This window comes from Pseudomonas sp. NY15437 (assembly GCF_048068435.1).
GTDB classification, from domain to species: domain Bacteria; phylum Pseudomonadota; class Gammaproteobacteria; order Pseudomonadales; family Pseudomonadaceae; genus Pseudomonas; species Pseudomonas nitroreducens_B.
The window spans coordinates 222,352-246,025 of the sequence record NZ_JBLUQC010000002.1 but is presented as its reverse complement, the minus strand read 5'-3'; the positions used below and the strand labels follow the sequence as shown (position 1 = coordinate 246,025).

The window sequence follows — 23,674 nt, the reverse complement described above, 5'->3', positions numbered from 1 at the left end:
GGTTATAATCGGCGGCTTGCTGACAAGCCAAACCCTGGTCCGACCGGGCCTGATTAGGAACGCGCATGTTCGAAAACCTTACAGATCGCCTCTCGCAAACGCTGCGCCACGTCACCGGCAAGGCCAAGCTGACCGAGGACAACATCAAGGACACGCTCCGCGAAGTGCGGATGGCCCTGCTGGAGGCCGACGTGGCCCTGCCGGTGGTCAAGGACTTCGTCGCCAAGATCAAGGATCGCGCGGTTGGCACCGAGGTTTCCAAGAGCCTGACCCCGGGCCAGGCCTTCGTGAAGATCGTCCAGGCCGAGCTGGTCGAGCTGATGGGCGCGGCCAACGAGGACCTCGACCTCAACGCCGCTCCCCCGGCCGTGATTCTCATGGCCGGCCTGCAGGGCGCGGGCAAGACTACCACCGCCGGCAAGCTGGCGCGCTTCCTCAAAGAGCGCAAGAAGAAGTCCGTGCTGGTGGTGTCCGCCGACGTCTATCGCCCGGCGGCGATCAAGCAGCTGGAAACCCTGGCCAGCGATATCGGCGTGACCTTCTTCCCGTCCGACACCAGCCAGAAGCCGGTGGCCATCGCCGAAGCGGCCATTCGCGAAGCCAAGCTGAAGTTCATCGACGTGGTGATCGTCGATACCGCCGGTCGTCTGCACATCGATGCCGACATGATGGACGAGATCAAGCAGGTCCACGCGGCGATCAAGCCGGTGGAAACCCTGTTCGTGGTCGATGCCATGACCGGCCAGGACGCCGCCAACACCGCCAAGGCCTTCAATGATGCGCTGCCGCTGACCGGCGTGGTGCTGACCAAGGTCGACGGCGACGCCCGTGGCGGTGCGGCGCTCTCCGTGCGCGCCATCACCGGCAAGCCGATCAAGTTCCTGGGCATGGGCGAGAAGAGCGAAGCGCTCGATCCGTTCCACCCTGATCGCGTGGCCTCGCGCATCCTCGGCATGGGCGACGTGCTCAGCCTGATCGAGCAGGCCGAGCAGAACATGGACCGCGAGAAGGCCGAGAAGCTCGCGAAGAAGATCAAGAAGGGCAAGGGCTTCGACCTGGAAGACTTCCGCGATCAGCTGCAACAGATGAAGAACATGGGCGGCCTGGGCAGCCTGATGGACAAGTTGCCGATGCTCGGCGGCGTCAACCTGTCGCAGATGGGCAATGCGCAGAACGCGGCGGAGAAGCAGTTCAAGCAGATGGAGGCGATCATCAACTCCATGACCCCCGCCGAGCGCCGCGATCCGGAAGTGATCAGCGGTTCGCGCAAGCGCCGCATCGCCATGGGCTCGGGTACCCAGGTGCAGGACGTCGGTCGCCTCATCAAGCAGCACAAGCAGATGCAGAAGATGATGAAGAAGGTCACCGCCAAGGGCGGCATGGCCAAGATGATGCGCGGCATGGGCAGCATGTTCCCCGGCGGCATGCCCAAGATGTGACCCCAGACGGCTCGCCGCCCGGCGGGCCGAGCGCGCTGCGGCTTGCGGCGCGGGGCTTTAGCTCATAGAATATGCGGCCTTTCGGGCTATGTGCCCGAGGGCTGCATTTCTTTTTTGCAAGCAAACCATAGGAACAACGTACGCATGGTAACCATTCGTCTGGCTCGTGGCGGCTCCAAGAAGCGCCCGTTCTATCACCTGACCGTGACCAACAGCCGCAACGCTCGTGACGGCCGTTTCGTCGAGCGCGTCGGCTTCTTCAACCCTGTCGCCACTGGCGCCGAAGTCAAGCTCTCGGTCAACCAGGAGCGTCTGAACTACTGGCTGAGCCAAGGCGCTCAACCGTCTGAGCGTGTTGCTCAGCTGATCAAGGAAGCCGCCAAGGCTGCCTGAGATCGATGAACACGATGCCTGCTCCCGCCGAGGAGATGATCGTTCTCGGCAAGATCGTATCGGTGCACGGCATTCGTGGTGAGGTGAAGGTGTATTCCTTTACCGATCCGTTGGACAACCTGCTGGATTACCGTCGCTGGACGCTCAAGCGTGGCAACGAGGTTCGACAGGCTGAACTGGTCCAAGGTCGCGTGCAGGGCAATGTCCTGGTCGCGAAGCTGAAGGGACTGGATGATCGCGAGATCGCCCGCACCTTCGCCGAATTCGAAATCCTGGTCCCGCGCAGCGAGCTGCCGGTGCTGGACGATGGCGAGTTCTACTGGAGCCAGTTGGAAGGTCTCAAGGTGATCGACCAGAACGGGCAACTGTTCGGGATTCTCGACCATATGCTGGAGACCGGCGCCAACGATGTGATGGTGGTCAAGCCCTGCGCAGGCAGCCTGGACGACCGTGAACGCCTGCTCCCGTATACGGATCAGTGCGTACAAGCGGTGGACCTGGAAGCCGGTGAGATTCGGGTGGACTGGGACGCGGATTTCTAATCCTGTGGATGAGAGCCTTCAGCCAATGTGGATAGGGGTCATCAGCATCTTTCCGGAGATGTTTCGCGCCATCAGCGACTACGGCATCACAAGTCGCGCGGTCAAGCAGGAGCTGATTCAGCTTCAGTGCTTCAACCCGCGAAGCAACACCGAGGACCGTCACCAGACGGTGGACGACCGGCCTTTCGGCGGTGGTCCCGGCATGGTGATGAAAATCAAGCCGCTCGAAGGCGCACTGGGCGATGCCCGGCAAGCCGCAGGCGGACCGGCGAAGGTGATCTACCTGTCGCCGCAAGGTCGCAAGCTGACGCAGGCGGCCGTGAAAGAACTTGCGAACGAGGAACGACTGATCCTGATCGCCGGGCGTTACGAAGGCATCGACGAGCGCTTCATTGAAGAGCATGTCGATGAGGAATGGTCAGTTGGCGATTATGTCCTGTCCGGGGGTGAGCTTCCGGCCATGGTGCTGATTGACGCGGTCACGCGGTTGTTGCCCGGTGCACTGGGCCACGTGGACTCCGCCGAGGAGGACTCCTTCACGGATGGCCTGCTCGACTGTCCGCACTACACCCGACCTGAGGTGTACGCAGACAAACGTGTTCCTGAGGTGCTGCTCAGCGGCAACCACGAACACATCCGGCGCTGGCGTTTGCAGCAGTCCTTAGGCAGGACCTGGGAACGACGTGCCGATCTTCTGGATTGCCGCTCGCTTTCTGGAGAAGAGAAGAAGCTGCTGGAGGAATACATCCGCCAGCGGGACGATAGTTAACGTATCGATGGCGAGCGCCGAGCGCTTGTCTTAGGAGCACGAAATGACCAACAAGATCATTCAGCAGATCGAAGCTGAACAGATGAGCAAAGAGATTCCGGCGTTCGCCCCCGGCGACACCGTAATCGTCCAGGTTAAAGTGAAGGAAGGCGACCGTCAGCGTCTGCAGGCCTTCGAAGGCGTTGTCATCGGCAAGCGTAACCGCGGCCTGAACAGTGCTTTCACCGTTCGCAAGATCTCCAACGGCGTAGGCGTAGAGCGTACCTTCCAGACCTACAGCCCGCTGGTTGACAGCATCAGCGTCAAGCGTCGCGGCGACGTGCGCAAGGCCAAGCTGTACTACCTCCGCGAACTGTCCGGCAAGGCAGCTCGTATCAAGGAAAAACTGGCCTAAGTCGCCGGTTCGTCCTGAAAAAAGCAGCCCACGGGCTGCTTTTTTCTTGCCCGTGTGTTTTTCGCTCTCTCAGTGAATACCCCATCTGCCCCCGGCAGCGCATTAGAAACACAACATCCCGCAGCACCGGCAGCCACCCTCATTGCATCAGGTAGCAGTGGCATGAGCCCCAGAGAACAGGAAATCCTCCGTCGTACGGAGCTGTCCGAAACCCGCGTGACCAAGGCGATCTTCCCGCCCACCACCAACCACCACAACACGCTGTTCGGCGGCACTGCGCTGGCCTGGATGGACGAGGTTTCGTTCATCGCCGCGACGCGCTTCTGCCGCCTGCCGCTGGTGACCGTGTCCACCGACCGCATCGACTTCAAGCACCCGATTCCCGCCGGCTCCATCGTCGAGCTGATCGGCCGGGTGGTGAAGGTCGGCAACACCAGCCTCAAGGTCGAGGTAGAGGTGTTCGTCGAGAGCATGTCCGTCGACGGCCGCGAGAAGGCCATCCACGGGCTGTTCAGCTTCGTCGCCATCGACGATGAGAAGCGCCCGGTGCCTGTCCTTCCTGGCTTCGAGGCCTGAAACGAAAGAAGGCGCCCGTGGGCGCCTTCGCTGATCCGTACTGGCAGGAGCGCGCTTGCTCGCGAACCGCCTGACATTGATGTGACCGGCAAACCTGGTTCGCGAGCAAGCTCGCTCCTACAGAAAGCCCGCCGACCGTTTCAGTGCCGCAGGCTGATCTTCAGCGAGGCTTGCGACAGGTCGATGTTCTGCAGGCTCAGGCTGCCCATGCTCTGGGTCTTCGGCGCGCCGGCGACGCGGATGTTGTCGAAGCGCACCTCGCCGATGGAGCTGGGCAGGCGCACGTTGATCGAGCCGTCCGGGTTCAGCGACGAGGAGGCGTGCGCGGTGTCGTACTGCACGTCGTGCAGGGAGGTTTCTGCATCGAGGCTATCGACCACCGGCATCACCAGGCGCGACAGCTGCTTGATGGCACCGACGCCATCGCCGCTTTCGGCGCTGACCAGCAGGCTTTGCAGGGTGTCGTCGAAGCCTTGTGCGCTGACGTCGCTCATCTCGCGGTCGCTCAGCGGCTTGAGGCCCTTGGGGGCTTCATGGCGGGTGATGCTGGACGGCGCCTGGCGCTGCACATCGGCGCTGGCCAGCTGGAACGGGCTGAGCAGGGCGGCGACCAGGGTCGCCGCCAGACGCAGGTTGTTCTGCTTCTTCAGCGCGCGGCCGAGTTGCCGCTCGCTGATCCAGCCCTGCTGGATCAGGGTTTCGCCCAGGCGCAATCCGTTGGTGAGCTGGAGCTGGATGGCCTTATCCAGCTGCTGTGAGGTGATCAGGCCCTTGCTGACGAGGATCTGACCGAGGCGGGAGTTCTGTTGACTGGGCATGGCGTGGGCTTCGTGGGCGCTATGATGGCGTGTTGCAATCATTGTCTGTCAGGCACTTTCTGTCACCAGCCTAAAGATAGGCTGACATGGCCGGTCGTCAGGTTGTCAGGGCCAGCGCCGTCTCGCTCCTGCCGGCAACGGGTTCCGATGCGTCCTCGATCAGCGCAATCACTGTCCAGCCACTGGCCGGGGAGAGCGGGTGGTCGGGGCTGGCGATGTGCAGGCGCCCGTTCGGATCGCGAGCGAACAGCAGCTGGGCGCGCTGGCCGTGCTGCGCCTGGTATTCCGCCCAGCCGAAGCTGTCGGTGAGCAGGGTCGAGCGGACCTCCGCGCCGCGGGCGATCAGCCCGGCCATCTGCGGGTAGGTGACGAGGCTCTGGCCCAGCGGGTGGCCGCGGTGGCGGTCGCTGACCCGGTGCTTTTCGCTGCGCCGGCTGTCCTGGCTGGTAGGCAGGATGAAGCGATGGCGCGGGCTGAACTCGTGGCGGAAGCTCATGCACATCAGGGCGTTGAGCTCTGCGTTGGGCGAGAGCGCCAGCAGATGGCCGAGGCCGATCAGGTCCAGATGGGCCTCCGCGTGCTGCGAGGCGGGATTGCCGAAGTAGGTCGGCAGGTGCTCCATGCGCGCCGCGCGGGTGTTCTCCCAGCTGGAGTCGGTGAGCAGCACCTTCACCCCGGCATTCTGCAGCCCGGTACCGATGGCGCGGGCCACGGGGTTGGCGCCGATGATGAGGAACCCGGTGGGTACCGGCTCGGCGACCTTCAGCAGCCGGGCAAGCGGGCGCGCCGTGGCGCTTTGCAGGATCACCGTGCCGATGATGACCAGAAAGGTCAGCGGCACCAGGACGCCGGCCTGCGCGTGGCCGGCCTCCTGCAGGCGAATCGCGAAGATCGCCGAGACGGCTGCGGCGACGATGCCGCGCGGGGCTATCCAGCTCAGCAGGGCGCGTTCGCGCCAGTCGAGCGAGGAGCCGGCGGTGGAAACCAGCACGGCCAGCGGACGGGCGACGAACTGGATGAGTGCCAGCACCAGCAGCGCAATCGGTCCCAGCCCGAGCAGGGCGGAGAGGTCCAGGCGCGCCGCAAGCAGCACGAAGAGGCCGGAGATCAGCAGGACGCTTAAGTTTTCCTTGAAGTGCAGGATCTGCCGCACGTCGACGCCCTGCATGTTGGCCAGGCGCAGGCCCATGACGGTCACCGCCAGCAGGCCCGATTCGGACATCAGCGTGTTGGACAGCACGAACAGGCCCAGTACCACGGAGAGCGAGGCCAGGTTGTGCAGGTAGTCCGGCAGCCAGTGGCGGCGCAGCGCCACGCCCAGTGCCTGACCGCCGAGCAGGCCGGCGAGGATGCCGGTGCCGATCACGCTGAAGAAGGTCAGCAGGCTGTCGGTCCAGCCCGAGCCGCTGTCGCTGGCGGCGATGAAGGTGTAGACCACCACCGCGAGCAGCGCGCCGATGGGGTCGATGACGATGCCTTCCCAACGCAGGATGTTGGCGATGGTGGCGTTGGGGCGCACCACCCGCAGCATCGGCACTATCACCGTGGGGCCGGTGACCAGGGTGAGGGTGCCGAACAGCAGGGCCATTTCCCAGGTGAAGTCCAGCAGGTAGTGGGTCGCCAGGGCGATGACGCCCCAGGTGAGCAGGGCGCCGAGGGTGACCATGCGGCGCACTACCGTGCCGATTTCCTTCCATTCGTCCAGGTGCAGGGTCAGGCTGCCCTCGAACAGCACCAGTGCCACCGCCAGCGACACCAGGGGGAATAGCAGGGGACCGAACAGCACTTCCGGGTTCAGCAGGTGCAGGACGGGCCCGACCAGGATGCCGCTCAGCAGCAGGAACAGGATCGCCGGCAGGCGCAGGCGCCAGGCCAGCCACTGGCTGGCGAGGGAAGCGGCGCCGATGCCGGCGAGGGCGTAGTAGGTGCTGTGTTCATCCATGGAGCGGCGAGGTCCTGCGTGAGAGTGGAGAGGAAGATGAAGGATATGAAAGACTACCCGCGCCGTAATTTCCTTCGCTCTGGCCTGAAATGACCCCGGTTCCCCATATCCTGATCGATCGCTTTCTCGATGCTCTCTGGCTGGAGAAAGGACTGTCCGACAACACCCGCAGTGCCTATGGCAGCGACCTCGCCCTGTTCAATGGCTGGCTGGGCGAACGGGGCGTTGCGCTGGAGTCCGCCGGGCGCGACGTGATCCTCGATCACCTGGCCTGGCGCCTCGGCGAGGGCTACAAGGCGCGCTCCACGGCGCGGTTTCTCTCCGGCCTGCGCGGCTTCTACCGTTTCTGTCTGCGCGAGGGGCTGATCGCCGAGGATCCGACCCTGCTGGTCGAGTTGCCGCAACTGGGTAAGCCGTTGCCCAAATCGTTGTCGGAAGCGGATGTGGAAGCCCTGCTGGCGGCGCCGGAAACGGACGATCCGCTCGGCCTGCGCGACCGCACCATGCTGGAAGTCCTCTATGCCTGCGGATTGCGCGTGAGCGAGCTGGTCGGGTTGACGCTGGAGCAGGTCAATCTGCGTCAGGGCGTGGTGCGCGTGCTGGGCAAGGGCAGCAAGGAACGCCTGGTGCCGCTGGGCGAGGAGGCGATCCGCTGGATCGAGCGCTACGTGCGCGAGGCGCGCGGCGACCTGCTGGCGGGGCGGCCCAGCGACGTGTTGTTCCCCAGCCTGCGCGGCGAGCAGATGACCCGCCAGACCTTCTGGCACCGCATCAAGCTGCACGCCAAGGTGGCCGGTATCGGCAAGAGTCTCTCGCCGCACACCTTGCGCCATGCCTTTGCCACTCATCTGCTCAATCACGGCGCCGACTTGCGCGTGGTACAGATGCTGTTGGGCCACAGCGACCTCTCCACCACGCAGATCTACACGCACATCGCCCGCGCGCGGCTGCAGGACCTCCACGCCCAGCACCATCCCCGTGGGTGAGCGGGGGCTCTGGCAAGGCATGCGTTGCCCCGCGAACGACCGGCCAAGGATGGCCGGGCCGGGGTAGAGCGTGGGCAGGTTGTCGCGACGGGATGTCTACACCTTGTTCGATCTTTGCGACCAGGGTCTTAACCGCTAGCGCCGCCGAAGCTTCCGGCTACAGCCTTTGGCTCGGTCTTGCCGCACCGGTGTGGTAGTCTTCGCCGACCGACATCAGGAGTTTTCCATGCGTTTGTCCCGACTTCTGGCTGGCGCGGCCCTTGGCCTCGTCAGCACCCTCGCCCTGGCCGCCGAGCCGGACCAGGCGATCCGCACCACCCTGCAGTCCCTGCAGCCCGACCTGCCCATCGAGAACATCTCCAAGGGTCCCCTGGATGGCATCTACCAGGTGCAGCTCAAGGGCGGTCGTATCCTCTATGCCAGCGCCGACGGCCAGTTCGTCGTGCAGGGCAACATCTATCAGGTCAAGGATGGCAAGCCGACCAACCTGACCGAGAAGGCCGAGAGCGCCGGCGTCGCCAAGACCGTCAACGCCATCGCCGCGAAGGACATGGTGGTGTTCCCGGCCAAGGGCGAAACCAAGGCGCACATCACTGTCTTCACCGACACCACCTGCCCCTACTGCCAGAAGCTGCACGCCGAGGTGCCGGAACTGCAGAAGCGCGGCATCGAAGTGCGCTACCTGGCCTTCCCGCGGCAGGGGCCGAACTCGCCGGGCGACCAGCAACTGCAGGCCGTGTGGTGCTCCAAGGACCGCCAGGCGGCCATGAGCGACATGTTCCAGGAGAAGGAAGTGAAGGCCGCCAAGTGCGAGAACCCGGTGGACGCGCAGTTCGCCCTGGGCCAAATGGTCGGTGTGCAGGGCACCCCGGCGATCATCCTCGCCGACGGCACCATGCTGCCGGGCTACCAGCCGGCCGGCCAGATCGCCAAGCTGGCCCTGGAAGCCAAGTAAGTCGCGGCTTGCGCGCCGATTGACTAATGCGGAACCGCTTCGTAATGTTCGGTTCCTTTTGACTAGGGAACAGGCAGTCCGCCTGTTCCGATTTGGTGTCTGCCGCCGCGCCCGCCTCCTGGCGGGCGTCGGTGCGTCAGGCGCCCCGATGCTGTAATCATGGGGAGTTTCAGCGTGAATCCGGTGAAAGTGGGAATCTGTGGGTTGGGGACCGTCGGTGGCGGTACCTTCAATGTACTCAAACGCAACGCCGAGGAGATTGCCCGCCGTGCCGGGCGTGGTATCGAGGTTGCGCAGATTGCCGCCCGTCGCCCCAATCCGAAGTGTGATACCGGCAGTACCCCCATTACTGCCGACATCTTCGACGTGGCGAACAACCCGGAAATCGACGTGGTCATCGAGCTGATCGGCGGCTACACCCTGGCCCATGAGCTGGTGCTCAAGGCCATCGAGAACGGCAAGCACGTGGTCACCGCGAACAAGGCGCTGATCGCCGTGCACGGCAACGAGATCTTCGCCAAGGCCCGCGAGAAGGGCGTCATCGTCGCCTTCGAAGCCGCCGTGGCCGGGGGCATCCCGGTGATCAAGGCGATCCGCGAGGGCCTGGCCGCCAACCGCATCAACTGGCTGGCCGGCATCATCAACGGCACCGGCAACTTCATCCTCACCGAAATGCGCGAGAAGGGTCGCGCCTTCGCCGACGTGCTCAAGGAAGCCCAGGCGCTGGGCTACGCCGAGGCTGATCCGACCTTCGACGTCGAAGGCATCGACGCCGCGCACAAGCTGACCATCCTGGCATCCATCGCCTTCGGCATCCCGCTGCAGTTCGACAAGGCCTACACCGAAGGCATCACCCAGTTGACCACCGCCGACGTGAACTACGCCGAGGCCCTGGGCTACCGCATCAAGCACCTGGGCGTCGCCCGCCGTACCGACAAGGGTATCGAGCTGCGCGTGCACCCGACCCTGATCCCGGCCGACCGCCTGATCGCCAACGTCAACGGCGTGATGAACGCCGTCATGGTCAATGGCGACGCCGCGGGCTCCACGCTGTTCTACGGCGCTGGCGCCGGCATGGAACCCACCGCTTCCTCGGTGGTCGCCGACCTGGTGGATGTGGTTCGCGCCATGACCGCCGACCCGGAGAACCGCGTGCCGCACCTGGCCTTCCAGCCGGACTCGCTCTCCGACCACCCGATCCTGCCGATCGACGCCTGCGAAAGCGCCTACTACCTGCGCATCCAGGCCAAGGACCATCCGGGCGTACTGGCCCAGGTGGCGACCATCCTCTCCGAGCGCGGCATCAACATCGAATCGATCATGCAGATGGAAGTTGAAGAGCATGACGGTCTGGTGCCGATGATCCTGGTTACCCACCGCGTGCTCGAGTCTCGCATCATCGAAGCCATCGCCGCGCTGGAAGCGCTGGATGACGTCGTCGGCAATGTCGTACGCATCCGCGTCGAACAACTGAACTGAATCGAACGCGGCGGCGCCTGAGCGCCGCCGCCAGACCGAAGGTTTCACACCATGCGTTACATCAGTACCCGCGGCCAGGCGCCCGCGCTGAACTTCGAAGACGTGCTGCTGGCTGGCCTGGCCAGCGACGGCGGCCTCTACGTGCCGGAAAACCTGCCGCGCTTCACCGTCGAAGAGATCGCCTCCTGGGCTGGCCTGCCGTACCACGAGCTGGCCTTCCGCGTGATGCGTCCGTTCGTGGCCGGCAGCATTTCCGACGCCGACTTCAAGAAGATCCTCGAAGAAACCTACGGCGTCTTCGCTCACAATGCCGTGGCGCCGCTGCGCCAGCTCAACGGCAACGAGTGGGTGCTGGAGCTGTTCCACGGCCCGACCCTGGCCTTCAAGGACTTCGCCCTGCAGCTGCTCGGCCGCCTGCTCGACCACGTGCTGACCAAGCGCGGCGAGCGCGTGGTGATCATGGGTGCCACCTCCGGCGACACCGGCTCGGCCGCCATCGAAGGCTGCAAGGCCTGCGAGAACGTCGACATCTTCATCATGCACCCGCACAACCGTGTGTCCGAGGTGCAGCGCCGGCAGATGACCACCATCCTCGGCGAGAACATCCACAACATCGCCATCGAAGGCAACTTCGACGACTGCCAGGAAATGGTCAAGGCCAGCTTCGCCGACCAGGGCTTCCTCAAGGGCACCCGTCTGGTAGCGGTGAACTCGATCAACTGGGCGCGGATCATGGCCCAGATCGTCTACTACTTCCACGCCGCCCTGCAGCTCGGCGCGCCGGCCCGTTCCGTTGCGTTCTCGGTGCCCACCGGTAACTTCGGCGATATCTTCGCCGGCTACCTGGCGCGCAACATGGGCCTGCCGGTCAGCCAGCTGATCGTCGCCACCAACCGCAACGACATCCTGCACCGCTTCATGTCCGGCAACCGCTACGACAAGGACACCCTGCACGCGTCGCTGTCGCCGTCCATGGACATCATGGTGTCGTCCAACTTCGAGCGCCTGCTGTTCGACCTGCACGGCCGCAACGGCAAGGCCGTCGCCGAGCTGATGGACAACTTCAAGGCCACCGGCAAGCTGGCCGTCGAGGATGACCGTTGGACCGAAGCCCGCCGCCTGTTCGACTCCCTGGCCGTGAGCGACGAGGAAACCTGCGAAACCATCGCCCAGGTCTTCGCCGAGTCCGGCGAGCTGCTGGACCCGCACACCGCCATCGGCGTGCGCGCTGCGCGCGAGTGCCGCCGCAGCCTGTCCGTACCCATGGTCACCCTGGGTACCGCGCACCCGGTCAAGTTCCCCGAAGCCGTGGAGAAGGCCGGTATCGAGGCGGTTCCGGCTCTGCCGGCGCACCTCGCCGACCTGTTCCAGCGCGAAGAACGTTGCACCGTCCTGGCGAATGAACTGGCCAAGGTCCAGGCCTTCGTCAGCGCCCACGGCAACCGCGGCAAACCGCTCTAAAGCGCGGATCGCCGTTCGCAAAAGCCCGCCACCTGGCGGGCTTTTTCATGCCTGCGGATTGTGCCGTGACACATGTCGTCATGACCAACGGTACTGAAACCGGCGAACTTTATCGCCGAACGTGCGGTCTTTTTCTGCGTGTTTTTCATTTCGCAACAAGGAGATACGACATGGACCGGCTGAGCGCCCTGCTGACCGAGACCTTCGCTCCCTACGTTTCCTCGCTGGGCCCGGCACGCCCCGACGGCGGCCGTATCCTGACCCTCACCAACGATGATGGAGACGTGGTTCTGCGGCGTGTCATCGAAGGCCAGCACCTGGCCGACCATGAGCAGAGCGAGGAGGCGGTGCAGACCATCCGCCGCGACCTGCTGATCTCCGAGGGCCGCATGGAGGACGATGTGGTGTCCCAGTTGCGCCAGCGTGCGCAGGTGCTGAGCTACGGGACCTGATCCGCTGGCAACGAAAACGCCGCCCCCTGGGGCGGCGTTTTTCTTGGATGGGCTGCAGCGGGGAGAATCGCAGGAACGTCTGTAGGAGCGAGCTTGCTCGCGAACGGATTTCCCTGCAGCACCATCGTTGGGACGGTTCGCGAGCCAGCTCGCTCCTACGAAAAGCAGGCTTCGCAAGGCAAAAAAAAACGGCCCCGAAGGGCCGTTTTCATCGCAGCGACGGATCAGCCGCCCAGGTACGCGTCGCGCACCTTGGGATTCACCAGCAGATTGGCGCCGGTGTCCTGCATGACGATGCGCCCGTTCTCCAGCACGTAACCGCGGTCGGCGAGCTTGAGCGCCTGGTTGGCGTTCTGCTCGACGAGGAACACGGTCACGCCTTCCTGGCGCAGCTGTTCGACGATGTCGAAGATCTGCTGGATGATGATCGGCGCCAGGCCCAGCGACGGCTCGTCGAGCAGCAGCAGCTTGGGCTTGCTCATCAGCGCACGGCCGATGGCGAGCATCTGCTGTTCGCCGCCGGACATGGTGCCGCCGCGCTGGTTGAAGCGCTCCTTCAGGCGCGGGAAAAGCGCCAGGACCTTGTCCATCTGCTCCTGGTAGTCACCCTTGCTGGTGAAGAAGCCGCCCATGGCCAGGTTCTCCTCCACGGTCAGGCGGGCGAACACGCGACGGCCTTCCGGCACGACGGCGATGCTCTTGCGCATGATCACCGAGGATTCCTTGCCGACCAGCTCTTCGCCCATGTAGGTGATGCTGCCGGAGGCGGCACGCGGCGAGCCGCAGAGGGTCATCAGCAGGGTCGACTTGCCGGCGCCGTTGGCGCCGATCAGGGTGACGATCTCACCCTGCTGGACTTCCATGCTGACGTCGTGCAGCGCCTGGATCTTGCCGTAGAAGGTGGAAACCTTGTCGAACTTCAGCATGACTCAGGCCTCCCCCAGATAGGCTTTGATCACATCCGGGTTGCCGCGGATCTCTTCCGGGGTGCCGTCGGCCAGGGGCGTGCCCTGGTTGATCACGTAGATATGGTCGGAAATGCTCATCACCAGCTTCATGTCGTGCTCGATGAGCAGGACGGTGACGCCGTGTTCGGAGCGCAGCATGGCGATCAGCGCCTTGAGGTCCTCGGTTTCCCGCGGGTTCAGGCCGGCCGCCGGCTCGTCCAGCATCAGCAGCTGCGGACGGGTCATCATGCAGCGGGCGATCTCCAGGCGACGCTGCTGGCCGTAGGCGAGGGTGCCCGCCGGGCGGTTGGCGATGTCCTTGAGGTTGACGATTTCCAGCCAGTGCGCGGCGTAGTCCAGGGCCTCGGCTTCCGCGCGGCGGAAGGCGGGAGTCTTGAGCAGGCCGGCAAGGAAGTTGGTGTTGATGTGCCGGTGTTGCGCCACCAGCAGGTTCTCCACCGCGGTCATCTCCTTGAACAGGCGCACGTTCTGGAAGGTCCGCACCACGCCCTTGTGGGCGATCTTGTGGCCCGGCAGGCCCTGGATGGGCTCGCCGCGCAGCAGGATCTCGCCACCGGTGGGAGCGTAGAAGCCGGTCAGGCAGTTGAACACGGTGGTCTTGCCGGCGCCGTTGGGGCCGATCATCGAGATCACCTGTTTCTCTTCGACCTTCAGGGCCACGTTGTTGACGGCCAGCAGCCCGCCGAAGCGCATGGTGAGGCCGGATACTTCAAGAATCGGTCGGCTCATTTGCGCAACTCCAGGTGCGGGCGCTGCATGGGCAGAAGGCCCTGCGGACGCCAGATCATCATCAGCACCATGAGGGCGCCGAACATCAGCATGCGGTACTCGCTGAACTCACGCATCAGTTCGGGCAGCAGGATCATCACCACGGCGGCCAGGATGACGCCGAGCTGGGAACCCATGCCACCCAGCACCACGATGGCGAGGATGATGGCCGATTCGATGAAGGTGAACGACTCCGGCGTAACCAGGCCCTGGCGCGCGGCGAAGAAGCTGCCGGCGAAACCGGCGAAGCAGGCGCCGAGGGTGAAGGCCGAGAGCTTGATCAGCGTCGGGTTCAGGCCCAGCGCGCGGCAGGCTATCTCGTCTTCGCGCAGGGCTTCCCAGGCACGGCCCAGGGGCATGCGCAGCAGGCGGTTGATCACGAACAGCACCAGCAGCACCAGCAGCAGCGCGACCAGGTAGAGGAACACGACCTTGTAGTTCGAGTTGTAGGCGATGCCGAAGAACTCGTGGAAGGTCTGCATGCCCTCGGGGGCGCGGCGCTCGAAGGTGAGGCCGAACAGGGTCGGCTTCTCGATGTTGCTGATGCCGTTGGGGCCGCCGGTGAGCCAGGTCATGTTGCGCAGCAGGATGCGGATGATCTCGCCAAAGCCCAGGGTCACGATGGCGAGGTAGTCACCGCGCAATCGGAGCACCGGGAAGCCGAGGATGAAGCCGAAGAACGCGGCCATCAGGCCGGCGATCGGCAGGCACACCCAGAAGCCCAGGCCGTAGTAGTGCGACAGCAGCGCGTAGCTGTAGGCGCCCACGGCGTAGAAGCCGACGTAGCCCAGGTCGAGCAGGCCCGCCAGGCCCACCACGATGTTCAGGCCAAGGCCCAGCAGCACGTAGATCAGGATCAGGGTGGCGATGTCCACCGCGCCGCGCGAGCCGAAGAACGGCCAGGCGAGGGCGATGAGGATCAGCACCATGATGATCTTGCGTTGCACGGAGGCGTGCGTCAGGCGTTCGGCCAGCCTGGTGTGCGGGTGCGACAGCGCCTGTTTCACGCTGCCGCCGAAGGCGAAGCGATCACGCACCAGTTGCCAGACGAACATCAGCACGGCGCAGGCGGCGATGGTCCACAGGCGCGCGGGGCTGACGTTCTCCAGTTGCAGGCCGATGCCGATCACGCTGAGCTTCACGCCCAGCACCGGATAGGCGACGGCCATCACCAGCAGGGCGCTGAAGAATGCAGTCTTGAGTTTCTGGCTCATACCTTCTCCACCTCCGGGCGACCGAGCAGGCCAGTGGGGCGGAAGAGCAGCACGAGCACCAGTAGGGTGAAGGCCACCACGTCCTTGTACTGGTCACCGAACACGTCGGCGCCAAAGGCCTCGGCGACGCCCAGCACCAGCCCGCCGAGCATGGCGCCCGGAATGCTGCCAATGCCGCCCAGCACCGCGGCGGTGAACGCCTTGATGCCGGCGAGGAAGCCGATGTGCGGGTTGATCACGCCGTACTGCAGGCCCAGCAGCACCGCGGCCACGGCGGCCAGGGTGGCGCCGATGACGAAGGTCAGGGCGATGATGTTGTTGGTGTTGATGCCCAGCAGGTTGGCCATCTTCAGGTCCTCGGCGCAGGCGCGGCAGGCGCGGCCCAGGCGAGAGCGGGAGATGAACATGGACAGGCCGTACATGGTCAGCAGGGTGATGATGAAGATCAGCACCTGCATGTACGAAATGGTCACGCCGGTCATCTCGTCCGCGCCGATGATGAAGTTGCCCGGCAGCAGGTTGGGGATGGCCTTGTCCTTGGAATCCTGGGCGAGCAGGACTTCGTTCTGCAGGAAGATCGACATGCCGATCGCGGAGATCAGCGGGATCAGTCGGTTGCTTCCACGCAGGGGACGATAGGCGATGCGTTCGATGCTGTAGCCGTAGGCGCTGGTGACGATGATCGCCGCGGCGAAGGTGCAGATGATGACGACAGGAAGACTCACGATTCCCATCATCGCCAGCCCCGTGATCACGATGAAGGCTACGTACGAGCCAATCATGTACACCTCGCCATGGGCGAAGTTGATCATGCCGATGATGCCGTAGACCATGGTGTAGCCGATGGCGATCAGGGCATAGGTGCTGCCGACGGTGAGGCCGTTGATCAGCTGTTGCAGGTAGTGATAGAGCTCAGGCATTACCTAACTCCTCGGGCGTCGCGTGAAGCGGCGCTTGTGGCGCGACGGACCCCCGGAATACTCGGATAAACAAAGCCCACTGCGGCTGCAGTGGGCTTTGTGTGTCGGCGGGTGGCTTACTTGGCTTCGGTCTTGGTGCCGTCCTTGTGCCACTGGTAGACCACGAAGTTGAAGTTCTTCAGGTCGCCCTTCTCGTCGAAGGCCAGGGTACCGGTCGGGGTCTCGAAGTTGTTGGCGCGCAGCGCCGCTGCCACTTTGTCGGTGTCTTCGCTGCCGGCTTTCTTGATGCCTTCGGCGATGACCTGGACGGCCGCGTAGGCCGGGAACACGAACGGACCGCTCGGGTCTTCGTTCTTGGCCTTGAAGGCGTCGACCAGGGCCTGGTTCTTCGGATCCTGGTCGAAGGACTTCGGCAGGGTCACGTAGAGGCCTTCGGAAGCCGGGCCGGCAATGGCGGAGATTTCCTTGTTGCCGACGCCTTCGGGGCCCATGAAGCCGACTTTCAGGCCTTTCTCGGCAGCCTGGCGCAGGATCAGGCCCAGCTCCGGGTGGTAGCCGCCGTAGTAGACGAAGTCGACCTTGGCTTGCTTGAGCTTGGCGATCATCGCGGAGAAGTCCTTGTCGCCGGCGTTGATGCCTTCGAACAGGGCGACCTTGATGCCAGCGTCTTCCAGGGTCTTCTTCACGGCAGTGGCGATGCCTTCGCCGTACTGCTGCTTGTCGTGGATCACGGCCACGGTCTTGGGCTTGATGTGCTCGGCGATGAACTTGCCGGCGGTCGGGCCCTGCAGGCTGTCCAGGCCGATGGTGCGGAAGATCAGCTTGTAGCCGCGGGAGGTGATGTCCGGGCTGGTGGACGCGGCGGTGATCATCATCACGCCTTCGTCTTCGTAGATGTCCGAAGCCGGTTGAGTGGAGCTGGAGCACAGGTGGCCAACGACGAACTTGACGCCATCGTTGACGATCTTGTTGGCAACGGCCACGGCTTGTTTCGGGTCGCACGCGTCGTCGTAGACCACGCCTTCGAGTTGCTTGCCGTCGACGCCGCCGGCCTTGTTGATCTGCTCAATGGCCATTTTCGCGCCAATGAACTGCATCTCCCCATACTGGGCGACTGCGCCGGTCACCGGGCCGGCCAGAGCGATCTTGATGGTGTCGGCGGCCATGGAGAAGCTGGCAACGCCGGCCAGAGCCATGGCGGTGAACAGCTGGGAAAGACGCTGAGTACCCTTTTTCATAGTGCTCCACTCTTCTTGTGTTTTCGTTTTTGTAGTCCTGGTTGCCAAAGGCTTCAGGACCGGGATTGCCCCGGACAGACCCACCGGCAACTGTACCGGTACAGTGTAGAGTGCCGCCTGACCGCTTGAAAAGCGGGGGGCGGGCAGCCAAGGGTGAGCATGTCGCAAGATTGACACAAACGTACAGAAAAACGGCGCTGTATGACTTCTCACTCTGGGTTTTCCGTACCCCGTGAAAACGCCGTCCGAACCTTGCCTGGCGCGGCCCCGGCGCTATCATGGCGCCGTTCGTTTACCAGGTGAGATCCATGACTGAACAAGCTAGCACCCTCTATGCCAAGTTGCTTGGCGAAACCGCGAAGATTTCCTGGCAGGAGCTCGCCCCCTTCTTCGCCCGCGGCAACCTGCTCCAGGTGGCCGGCACCGCCGATCTGGTGGAGGTCGCGATGGGCGTGGCCGAGGACGACAAGGCGAAGGTCGCCGCGTGGCTGACCAGTGGTGATCTGTGCAAGGTCGACGAAACCCGGGCGGCGGACTTCCACGCCCGCGACCCGGAACTCTGGGCGGTGGTGATCGCCCCCTGGGTGCTGGTGCAAGAAAGAGTTCGAAAAGAGTCGCTGCACTGACCTTGGGCGATTTCTTATTTGAAAAGGCCGACTAGACTGTCGGAAAATTCCATCGAAGGAGATTCGCCATGTTTGAACCGGGCCATCTGCATCTTCAGTCCCTGCCGGGTCTGGGACAGCAGGAGATCGATGCTCACATCAACTACGAAGTCCGCCGGGATGCGGAAAAAGGCATGCTCGTCCACTTCATCATGAAGGGCGAGATCGACGGCAATTCCTTCACTGAAGAGTGGGATATGCCCAAGGAACAGGCCTTCAACTTTGCCAGCGATGCCACCCGCATCGCGCAGAAACATGGCCTGCATCCGCGCTTCGGCTCCATGGTGCGCAACCACAAGGAATACGACGCGATGTTCGAGGACATCCGTCAGAAGCTCGGCACCCACCCTGGTGACCCGATCGACCTGGACAAGGTGATCCACGGCGACTCGTAACGTCCGAATCCAATAAAAAGCCCGGCCAAGTGCCGGGCTTTTTGTTGCCGGTGAAATCGCTGTGCCGCCCTGTGTAGGAGCGAGCTTGCTCGCGAACGGAGTCATCGGCTGGCTGATCGCCGATGCGGTTCGCGAGCAATAACGATGGCGTCCCCCTCGCTCCTACAGGGACGGATGCCGGCTAGTGACTCACCCAGCGCTGCCGCGCCCAGGCGCTCAGGCTGTCGACGCACAGCACCAGCAGCAGCATGGCGATGATCACCGTGGCTGCCTGGGCTTGCTGGAACAGGCTGAGGCTGAAGTACAGCATCTGCCCCAGGCCGCCGGCGCCGACGAAGCCGAGCACGCTGGCCATGCGGATGTTGTTCTCCCAGCGGTAGAGGATGTACGCCACCAGTTGCGGCCAGACCGCCGGCAGGGTGCCGTAGGCGAAGGCGGCAACGCGCCCGCCACCGGCCAGGCGCACGGCTTCGGCGAGGGCGGTCGGGGTGTTTTCCAGCGCCTCGGCGAACAGCCGTCCGAGCACGCCACCGGTATGGAGCGCCAGGGCCAGCGTGCCGGCGTTCGGGCCAAGGCCGGCGGCCAGTACCATCAGCGCGCCCCACACCAGCTCCGGCACCGCGCGCAGGGCGTTGAGCAGCAGCCGCGACAGGCTCTGTGCGATGCGCCCGAAGCGGCCTGCCGCCGGCAGCGCGATGAGCATGCCCAGCAGCGCCGCGAGCAGGGTGCCCATGGCCGACATCGCGAGGGTTTCCAGGGCGCCGCGGCCGACCGCTCCGAGGTGGGTTGCGCTCAGGTCCGGCGAGAGGAAGTCGCGGCCGTAGTCGAGCATCTGCCCCAGGCCCCGGGCATCGAACAAGCCGCCGGTGTCCATCTCCAGATAGGCGAAGGACGCGCCGACGGCGAGCAGGATCAGCAGCAGCCAGCCCAGGCTGCGCACAAGGCCGGTCATTCGAGCCTCCCGCGCAGGAAGCGGCTGAGCAGGTCGGCGCCCAGCACCAGGACCAGGAAGGTCAGCAGGATGCTCGCCACCTCGCCGCCGGCGAACATGCGCAGCGACAGGTCGATCTGCTGGCCGAGGCCGCCGGCGCCGACGAAGCCCATCACCACCGAAGCGCGGATCGCGCATTCCCAGCGGTAGACGGTATAGGAAATCAGTTCCGCCGCCGCCGAGGGCAGCACGCCGTAGGCGAAAGCCTGCAGCCGCGAACTGCCACCCAGCAGCAGGGCACGGGTCGGGCGCGGATCCACCGATTCGAAGATTTCCGCGTAGACCTTGCCGAGCATGCCGCCGTAGGTGATGGCGATGGCCAGCACGCCGGCGGTGGGGCCCAGGCCCACGGCGCGGACGAACAGCAACGCCCAGACGATTTCCGGCACGCTGCGCAGCACGATCAGCAGGCCGCGCACCGGCCAGCGCAGCGCACGTGCCCACCAGGCCGGCAGGCCGCCGCGGGGCAGGGCGGAGATCGACAGCGCGCGGGTCGCCAGCAGCGCGGCGGGGAAGGCGATCAGCCAGGCCAGCGCCATGCCGGCGGTGGCGATGGCGAGCGTTTCCAACGTGGCGCGGCCGAGCAGGGTGAGGAATTCCCCGTCATGGGCCGGCGGCCAGAAACCGCCGAGGAAGTTGGCCATGGTCCGCGCGTTGTCGCCGCTGAAGAGGCCGGCGATATCCAGCTCGGACAGGCGCAGCCCCGGCCACAGCAAGGCCAGGGCGAGCAGGGTGAGCAGCAGGCGCGGCAGCGCCGCCGGATCGCGGGGCGGGCTTTGCGGGAGGGCGGGATTCAGCATCGCGGAATCTGCACCACCACGGGTTTGCCCACCGGCGAGATGGCTTCCTGCTGGCCGAGCTGCTCGTTGGCGTAGAGCGCGCGCAGGTCCTCGGGCGTGACGTTTTCCGCCGGCTTGTCGAAGGCGATGCGGCCTTCGCGCACGCCGACGATGCGCGGGAAGTGTTCCAGCGCCAGTTCCACCGCATGCAGGCTGGCGAGCAGCGTCACGCCACGGTTCTGCGCCTCGCGGGTGAGCACGCCGAGGGTGTGGCCGGCGAGCACCGGGTCCATGGCCGAGACGGGTTCGTCCGCCAGCAAGACTTCGGCCTGCTGGTACAGCGCGCGGGCAATGCCGACGCGTTGCAGTTGGCCGCCGGAGAGCTGGTCGCAACGTTCGAAGAGCTTGTCGGCGAGGTCCAGGCGCTGCAGTTCGCTGCGGGCGCCGGCACTGTCGATGGGGTAGAGCAGGCTGGCCAGGCTTTTCCACAGCGGCCAGTGGCCGAGGCGGCCGGCGAGCACGGCGGTGACCACCCGCTGGCGCGGTGGCAGCGGCGGCGCCTGGTGCACCAGGGCGATGCGCGAGCGCAGGCGCTGGCGTGCCGAGCCGCTCAGCGCCCAGGGTTGGGAACCGAGCAGGTCGACGCGGCCGGCGGCGGGCTTCAGCGCGGTGGCGAGGATGCGCAGCAGGGTGGTCTTGCCGGCGCCGGACGGGCCGATGATCGCCACCCGTTCGCCGGCGGCGACGCTGAGGTCGATGCCGACGAGCGAGCGCTGGCCGTTGGCGTGGATGTGCTCCACGCCGGTCAGTGTCAGGGTCACTTCAGCAGGCCGGCGGCGCGCGCCGATTCCTCGATGCCCTTGTAGTTGTCAGGCTGGGTCTCGATGAAGCGGCTGGCCGCCTGCAGGTCGAGGATTTCCTTGTCGCGCGGCTTGCTCGGGTCGAGGGCGAGGAAGGCCTTCTTGATCTTCTCGGCCAGGGCCGGGTCGAGGTTGCCGCGCACGGTCCAGTTGTAGTCGTAGTAGGTCGGGGTGGTGGCGAAGACCTTGACCTTGTTGGTGTCGACCTTGCCGCTGTCCACCAGCTTCTGCCAGACCGAGGCGTTGAGTACGCCGGCATCGACCTTGCCGGCCTGGACCCAGGCGACGGTGGCATCGTGGGCGCCGGAGTAGGCGACGCGGGAGAAGAACTGCTCGGGCACCACGCCGTCCTTCTGCATGAAGTAGCGCGGCATCAGGCTGCCGGAGGTGGACGATACCGAACCGAAGGCGAAGGTCTTGCCCTTGAGGTCCTGGATCGATTTCACGTTCGGGTCGGCGGTGATGAATTTGCTGGTGAACTGCTGGTCCTGCTCGCGCTGTACCAGGGGGATGGCGTTGCCGGTCTTCAGGCGCGCCTGGACGAAGGTGAAGCCACCGAGCCAGGCCATGTCCAGTCGATCCGACGCCAGGGCTTCGACCACGCCGGCGTAGTCGGACACCGGGATGAACTTCACCGGCATGCCCAGTTGTTCTTCCAGGTAGGCGCCCAGCGGCTTGAACTTGCGCAGCAGTTCGGTGGGGGCTTCATCGGGAATGGCCGAGACTTTCAGTTCTTTCGGGGTATCGGCGTGGGCAAAAACGGCAGACAGGGACAGGGCGAAACCGGCGGCGAGCGCCAGGGTGCGTTTGAGCATGGGGAGAGTTCTCCGGTTCAATGGCGGAAAAAACCTCGGGAGTATAGTGGCGGCGCGTCTGTTTAGCAGCCGTCGCGGTATCGAAAGGCGTGCCGGCCTCGCCACTTCACGCCTGCTAGAATGCCGCACCCCGTGCCCGCCCTGCTGCCGAACTGGAGATCACCCCATGTCGTCCCCTTTGCCATCCCTTGCGTTCGCCGGCCTCGGCCTGATGGGCGTGCCGATGACGCGCCGCCTGCTCGCCGCCGGCTACCCGCTGAGCGTGTGGAACCGTTCCGCCGGCAAGCGCGACCTGCTGGCCGCCGAAGGCGCCACGGCCGTGCCCACTCCCGCGCAACTGTGCGCCGATGCCGAGGTAGTGATGCTGTGCCTGGCCGATACCGCCGCCGTGCGCGAGGTGGTGTTCGGTGCGGGTGGCATCGTCGAGGGTGCCCGCGCCGGCCAGGTGCTGGTGGACTTTTCCAGCCTGGAGCCGGCTGCCACCCGCGAGATGGCCGCCGAGCTGGAAGCGCGCACCGGCATGCGCTGGGTCGATGCACCGGTCTCGGGCGGCACGCCGGGGGCCGAAGCCGGGAGCCTGGCGATCATGGCGGGCGGCCGTATCGAGGACATCGAGCGCGTGCGGCCGATTCTCGCCAACCTCGGCCAGCGGCTGACGCGCATGGGCGACGTCGGCGCGGGGCAGGTGACCAAGGTCTGCAACCAGATGATCGTCGCCTGCAACGCGCTGGTGATCGCCGAGGTGGTGGCGCTGGCGGAGAAGGCGGGCGTCGATGCGAGCCTGATCGCCCCGGCCCTGGCCGGCGGTTTCGCCGATTCCAAACCCCTGCAGATCCTGGCGCCGCAAATGGCCGAAAGCCGCTTCGAACCGGTGAAGTGGCACGTGCGCACACTGCTCAAGGACCTGGACACCGCCGTGAAGCTGTCCCGCGAGGAAGGCTCGGCGACGCCCATGAGCGGCCTCGCCGCGCAGCTGATGCGCCTGCACGGCAGCCAGGGCCATCTCGAACGCGACCCGGCTACCCTGGTCGAGCAATACCGTCAGTCGAAGGAATTCCCTGCATGAAACTTTGCGCCAACCTCTCCCTGCTGTTCACCGAAGTCCCGCTGCTGCAGCGCATCGACGCCGCCGCCAAGGCCGGTTTCGAGGGCGTGGAGATCCAGTTCCCCTATGACGTCCCGGCGCAGGACCTGAAGGCCGCACTGGACGAAGCCGGCCTGCCGCTGGTGCTGATCAACCTGCCGGCTGGCGACCTGATGCAGGGCGGGCCGGGCATCGCCGCGGTGCCGGCGCGCGCGGCGGAGTTCGAGGCGGCTCTGGCCACGGCGCTGGACTACGCGCGCATCGTCCAGCCGCAGCACATCAACGTACTGGCCGGGCGGCTGGTCGAGGGGCTGGAGCGCGAGGTCGCGCTGCAGACCCTGGCCGAGCGCCTGCGCGCCACCTGCGACGCCTTTGCCGGCAGCGGCACCGACGTGCTGATGGAAGCCATCAACTGCCACGACATGAAGGACTTCCTGCTCAACACCCCCGAGCACCTGCAGGACATGCTCGAGCGCGTGGCGCGGGAAAACCTGCGCGCGCAGCTGGACCTCTACCACATGGCGCGCATGGGCCTGGAGTTGGTGGATTGCATCTACGCGCTGATGGGCCAGATCGGCCATGTGCAGTTCGCCGACTACCCCGAGCGCGGCGAGCCGGGCTCGGGCGAGATGGAGTTCGGCGTGCCGCTGCAGGTGCTCGACGACGTGGGCTACGACGGCTGGCTGGGCGCCGAATACCGCCCCACCGGGACCACCGCCGACTCGCTGCGCTGGCTGCCGCGCTGGCGCGCCGGCAAGTTCGATTACTGAG

26 protein-coding genes are annotated in these 23,674 nt (G+C 65.2%); 15 read left to right on the top strand and 11 right to left on the bottom strand.

Annotation, left to right across the window (positions count from 1 at the left end; all coding sequences use genetic code 11):
- Positions 1-65: 65 nt before the first annotated feature.
- The 6 genes from ffh (at position 66) to ACNFIA_RS05240 (ending at position 4,113) form a co-directional block, all read left to right on the top strand.
- The gene (gene ffh / locus ACNFIA_RS05265; RefSeq protein ID WP_024766881.1) at positions 66-1,439 is read left to right on the top strand and encodes a signal recognition particle protein; all 1,374 of its coding nucleotides are present in this window, start codon (positions 66-68) and stop codon (positions 1,437-1,439) included.
- Between the two features lie 144 nt (positions 1,440-1,583).
- Positions 1,584-1,832: a 30S ribosomal protein S16 gene (rpsP, locus tag ACNFIA_RS05260; RefSeq protein WP_024766882.1), complete on the top strand. Its 249-nt coding sequence runs from the start codon at positions 1,584-1,586 to the stop codon at positions 1,830-1,832.
- A 14-nt stretch (positions 1,833-1,846) separates the two neighbouring features.
- A complete protein-coding gene (rimM, locus tag ACNFIA_RS05255; protein WP_259759573.1) occupies positions 1,847-2,374 on the top strand; it encodes a ribosome maturation factor RimM in 528 nt (175 codons plus the stop codon).
- 25 nt (positions 2,375-2,399) lie between these two features.
- A complete protein-coding gene (trmD, locus tag ACNFIA_RS05250; protein ID WP_205337068.1) occupies positions 2,400-3,143 on the top strand; it encodes a tRNA (guanosine(37)-N1)-methyltransferase TrmD in 744 nt (247 codons plus the stop codon).
- Between the two features lie 43 nt (positions 3,144-3,186).
- Complete coding sequence (gene rplS, locus ACNFIA_RS05245; RefSeq protein ID WP_017522234.1) at positions 3,187-3,537, top strand: 50S ribosomal protein L19; 351 nt, start codon at positions 3,187-3,189, stop codon at positions 3,535-3,537.
- A 162-nt stretch (positions 3,538-3,699) separates the two neighbouring features.
- The gene (locus ACNFIA_RS05240) at positions 3,700-4,113 is read left to right on the top strand and encodes an acyl-CoA thioesterase (protein ID WP_416783263.1); all 414 of its coding nucleotides are present in this window, start codon (positions 3,700-3,702) and stop codon (positions 4,111-4,113) included.
- A gap of 140 nt (positions 4,114-4,253) precedes the next feature.
- Here ACNFIA_RS05240 and ACNFIA_RS05235 read toward each other — a convergent pair whose 3' ends face one another.
- Together ACNFIA_RS05235 and ACNFIA_RS05230 are read right to left on the bottom strand one after the other, a co-directional pair.
- On the bottom strand, positions 4,254-4,931 hold the full coding sequence (locus tag ACNFIA_RS05235; RefSeq protein ID WP_259753386.1) for a hypothetical protein: 678 nt from the start codon (positions 4,929-4,931) through the stop codon (positions 4,254-4,256).
- Positions 4,932-5,028: 97 nt separating this feature from the next.
- On the bottom strand, positions 5,029-6,873 hold the full coding sequence (locus ACNFIA_RS05230) for a cation:proton antiporter (RefSeq protein ID WP_416783260.1): 1,845 nt from the start codon (positions 6,871-6,873) through the stop codon (positions 5,029-5,031).
- Positions 6,874-6,962: 89 nt separating this feature from the next.
- Between ACNFIA_RS05230 and xerD the strand changes: the two genes are divergently transcribed.
- The 5 genes from xerD (at position 6,963) to ACNFIA_RS05205 (ending at position 12,206) form a co-directional block, all read left to right on the top strand.
- Positions 6,963-7,859, top strand: a complete 897-nt coding sequence (gene xerD / locus ACNFIA_RS05225) for a site-specific tyrosine recombinase XerD (RefSeq protein ID WP_416783258.1) — start codon at positions 6,963-6,965, stop codon at positions 7,857-7,859.
- A 226-nt stretch (positions 7,860-8,085) separates the two neighbouring features.
- Positions 8,086-8,814: a thioredoxin fold domain-containing protein gene (locus ACNFIA_RS05220; protein ID WP_259753389.1), complete on the top strand. Its 729-nt coding sequence runs from the start codon at positions 8,086-8,088 to the stop codon at positions 8,812-8,814.
- Positions 8,815-8,988: 174 nt separating this feature from the next.
- Positions 8,989-10,293 carry a homoserine dehydrogenase gene (locus tag ACNFIA_RS05215; RefSeq protein ID WP_259753390.1) on the top strand — a complete coding sequence of 435 codons (1,305 nt, stop codon included), beginning with the start codon at positions 8,989-8,991 and terminating at the stop codon, positions 10,291-10,293.
- A gap of 51 nt (positions 10,294-10,344) precedes the next feature.
- Complete coding sequence (gene thrC / locus ACNFIA_RS05210; protein WP_259753391.1) at positions 10,345-11,754, top strand: threonine synthase; 1,410 nt, start codon at positions 10,345-10,347, stop codon at positions 11,752-11,754.
- A 170-nt stretch (positions 11,755-11,924) separates the two neighbouring features.
- Positions 11,925-12,206, top strand: coding sequence for a DUF3509 domain-containing protein (locus ACNFIA_RS05205; RefSeq protein ID WP_192430666.1), 282 nt, complete (start codon positions 11,925-11,927; stop codon positions 12,204-12,206).
- A 224-nt stretch (positions 12,207-12,430) separates the two neighbouring features.
- Here the strand turns inward: ACNFIA_RS05205 and ACNFIA_RS05200 are convergent, their stop codons facing one another.
- The 5 genes from ACNFIA_RS05200 to ACNFIA_RS05180 form a co-directional block, all read right to left on the bottom strand.
- On the bottom strand, positions 12,431-13,132 hold the full coding sequence (locus ACNFIA_RS05200) for an ABC transporter ATP-binding protein (protein ID WP_017522225.1): 702 nt from the start codon (positions 13,130-13,132) through the stop codon (positions 12,431-12,433).
- 3 nt (positions 13,133-13,135) lie between these two features.
- The gene (livG, locus tag ACNFIA_RS05195) at positions 13,136-13,903 is read right to left on the bottom strand and encodes a high-affinity branched-chain amino acid ABC transporter ATP-binding protein LivG (protein ID WP_259753393.1); all 768 of its coding nucleotides are present in this window, start codon (positions 13,901-13,903) and stop codon (positions 13,136-13,138) included.
- Positions 13,900-15,156, bottom strand: coding sequence for a high-affinity branched-chain amino acid ABC transporter permease LivM (locus tag ACNFIA_RS05190; RefSeq protein WP_017522223.1), 1,257 nt, complete (start codon positions 15,154-15,156; stop codon positions 13,900-13,902). The genes livG and ACNFIA_RS05190 overlap by 4 nt, the downstream gene beginning before the upstream one ends.
- Positions 15,153-16,076 carry a high-affinity branched-chain amino acid ABC transporter permease LivH gene (gene livH, locus ACNFIA_RS05185; RefSeq protein ID WP_017522222.1) on the bottom strand — a complete coding sequence of 308 codons (924 nt, stop codon included), beginning with the start codon at positions 16,074-16,076 and terminating at the stop codon, positions 15,153-15,155. The genes ACNFIA_RS05190 and livH overlap by 4 nt, the downstream gene beginning before the upstream one ends.
- Positions 16,077-16,192: 116 nt before the next feature.
- Complete coding sequence (locus ACNFIA_RS05180) at positions 16,193-17,314, bottom strand: branched-chain amino acid ABC transporter substrate-binding protein (protein WP_416783256.1); 1,122 nt, start codon at positions 17,312-17,314, stop codon at positions 16,193-16,195.
- Between the two features lie 308 nt (positions 17,315-17,622).
- On the opposite strand from ACNFIA_RS05180, the gene ACNFIA_RS05175 reads away from it, so the two are divergent.
- Positions 17,623-17,940, top strand: a complete 318-nt coding sequence (locus tag ACNFIA_RS05175; protein ID WP_259753395.1) for a DUF2288 domain-containing protein — start codon at positions 17,623-17,625, stop codon at positions 17,938-17,940.
- Between the two features lie 68 nt (positions 17,941-18,008).
- On the top strand, positions 18,009-18,374 hold the full coding sequence (locus ACNFIA_RS05170; protein WP_259753396.1) for a DUF5064 family protein: 366 nt from the start codon (positions 18,009-18,011) through the stop codon (positions 18,372-18,374).
- Between the two features lie 181 nt (positions 18,375-18,555).
- On the opposite strand, the gene phnE is transcribed toward ACNFIA_RS05170, so the two are convergent.
- The 4 genes from phnE to ACNFIA_RS05150 are packed head-to-tail and all read right to left on the bottom strand — an operon-like array spanning position 18,556 to position 21,819.
- Positions 18,556-19,326 (bottom strand): phosphonate ABC transporter, permease protein PhnE, encoded by a 771-nt coding sequence (gene phnE / locus ACNFIA_RS05165; RefSeq protein ID WP_416783254.1) that lies wholly within the window; start codon positions 19,324-19,326, stop codon positions 18,556-18,558.
- The gene (locus ACNFIA_RS05160) at positions 19,323-20,165 is read right to left on the bottom strand and encodes a PhnE/PtxC family ABC transporter permease (RefSeq protein WP_259753398.1); all 843 of its coding nucleotides are present in this window, start codon (positions 20,163-20,165) and stop codon (positions 19,323-19,325) included. The genes phnE and ACNFIA_RS05160 overlap by 4 nt, the downstream gene beginning before the upstream one ends.
- On the bottom strand, positions 20,159-20,965 hold the full coding sequence (locus ACNFIA_RS05155; RefSeq protein ID WP_416783252.1) for a phosphonate ABC transporter ATP-binding protein: 807 nt from the start codon (positions 20,963-20,965) through the stop codon (positions 20,159-20,161). Before ACNFIA_RS05155 ends, ACNFIA_RS05160 begins: the two co-directional genes overlap by 7 nt.
- Positions 20,962-21,819, bottom strand: a complete 858-nt coding sequence (locus ACNFIA_RS05150) for a putative selenate ABC transporter substrate-binding protein (protein ID WP_054907404.1) — start codon at positions 21,817-21,819, stop codon at positions 20,962-20,964. Before ACNFIA_RS05150 ends, ACNFIA_RS05155 begins: the two co-directional genes overlap by 4 nt.
- Before the next feature lie 166 nt (positions 21,820-21,985).
- Here ACNFIA_RS05150 and ACNFIA_RS05145 point away from each other — a divergent pair, with 166 nt between their 5' ends.
- Complete coding sequence (locus tag ACNFIA_RS05145; protein ID WP_416783250.1) at positions 21,986-22,885, top strand: NAD(P)-dependent oxidoreductase; 900 nt, start codon at positions 21,986-21,988, stop codon at positions 22,883-22,885.
- Positions 22,882-23,673 carry a hydroxypyruvate isomerase family protein gene (locus ACNFIA_RS05140; RefSeq protein ID WP_416783248.1) on the top strand — a complete coding sequence of 264 codons (792 nt, stop codon included), beginning with the start codon at positions 22,882-22,884 and terminating at the stop codon, positions 23,671-23,673. Before ACNFIA_RS05145 ends, ACNFIA_RS05140 begins: the two co-directional genes overlap by 4 nt.
- Position 23,674 lies beyond the last annotated feature (1 nt).

Coding starts and splice junctions, on each gene's coding strand:
- ffh (WP_024766881.1), top strand. CDS start 66: ATGTTCGAAAACCTTACAGATCGCCTCTCGCAAACGCTGCGCCACGTC.
- rpsP (WP_024766882.1), top strand. CDS start 1,584: ATGGTAACCATTCGTCTGGCTCGTGGCGGCTCCAAGAAGCGCCCGTTC.
- rimM (WP_259759573.1), top strand. CDS start 1,847: ATGCCTGCTCCCGCCGAGGAGATGATCGTTCTCGGCAAGATCGTATCG.
- trmD (WP_205337068.1), top strand. CDS start 2,400: ATGTGGATAGGGGTCATCAGCATCTTTCCGGAGATGTTTCGCGCCATC.
- rplS (WP_017522234.1), top strand. CDS start 3,187: ATGACCAACAAGATCATTCAGCAGATCGAAGCTGAACAGATGAGCAAA.
- ACNFIA_RS05240 (WP_416783263.1), top strand. CDS start 3,700: ATGAGCCCCAGAGAACAGGAAATCCTCCGTCGTACGGAGCTGTCCGAA.
- ACNFIA_RS05235 (WP_259753386.1), bottom strand. CDS start 4,931: ATGCCCAGTCAACAGAACTCCCGCCTCGGTCAGATCCTCGTCAGCAAG.
- ACNFIA_RS05230 (WP_416783260.1), bottom strand. CDS start 6,873: ATGGATGAACACAGCACCTACTACGCCCTCGCCGGCATCGGCGCCGCT.
- xerD (WP_416783258.1), top strand. CDS start 6,963: ATGACCCCGGTTCCCCATATCCTGATCGATCGCTTTCTCGATGCTCTC.
- ACNFIA_RS05220 (WP_259753389.1), top strand. CDS start 8,086: ATGCGTTTGTCCCGACTTCTGGCTGGCGCGGCCCTTGGCCTCGTCAGC.
- thrC (WP_259753391.1), top strand. CDS start 10,345: ATGCGTTACATCAGTACCCGCGGCCAGGCGCCCGCGCTGAACTTCGAA.
- ACNFIA_RS05205 (WP_192430666.1), top strand. CDS start 11,925: ATGGACCGGCTGAGCGCCCTGCTGACCGAGACCTTCGCTCCCTACGTT.
- ACNFIA_RS05200 (WP_017522225.1), bottom strand. CDS start 13,132: ATGCTGAAGTTCGACAAGGTTTCCACCTTCTACGGCAAGATCCAGGCG.
- livG (WP_259753393.1), bottom strand. CDS start 13,903: ATGAGCCGACCGATTCTTGAAGTATCCGGCCTCACCATGCGCTTCGGC.
- ACNFIA_RS05190 (WP_017522223.1), bottom strand. CDS start 15,156: ATGAGCCAGAAACTCAAGACTGCATTCTTCAGCGCCCTGCTGGTGATG.
- livH (WP_017522222.1), bottom strand. CDS start 16,076: ATGCCTGAGCTCTATCACTACCTGCAACAGCTGATCAACGGCCTCACC.
- ACNFIA_RS05180 (WP_416783256.1), bottom strand. CDS start 17,314: ATGAAAAAGGGTACTCAGCGTCTTTCCCAGCTGTTCACCGCCATGGCT.
- ACNFIA_RS05175 (WP_259753395.1), top strand. CDS start 17,623: ATGACTGAACAAGCTAGCACCCTCTATGCCAAGTTGCTTGGCGAAACC.
- ACNFIA_RS05170 (WP_259753396.1), top strand. CDS start 18,009: ATGTTTGAACCGGGCCATCTGCATCTTCAGTCCCTGCCGGGTCTGGGA.
- phnE (WP_416783254.1), bottom strand. CDS start 19,326: ATGACCGGCCTTGTGCGCAGCCTGGGCTGGCTGCTGCTGATCCTGCTC.
- ACNFIA_RS05160 (WP_259753398.1), bottom strand. CDS start 20,165: ATGCTGAATCCCGCCCTCCCGCAAAGCCCGCCCCGCGATCCGGCGGCG.
- ACNFIA_RS05150 (WP_054907404.1), bottom strand. CDS start 21,819: ATGCTCAAACGCACCCTGGCGCTCGCCGCCGGTTTCGCCCTGTCCCTG.
- ACNFIA_RS05145 (WP_416783250.1), top strand. CDS start 21,986: ATGTCGTCCCCTTTGCCATCCCTTGCGTTCGCCGGCCTCGGCCTGATG.
- ACNFIA_RS05140 (WP_416783248.1), top strand. CDS start 22,882: ATGAAACTTTGCGCCAACCTCTCCCTGCTGTTCACCGAAGTCCCGCTG.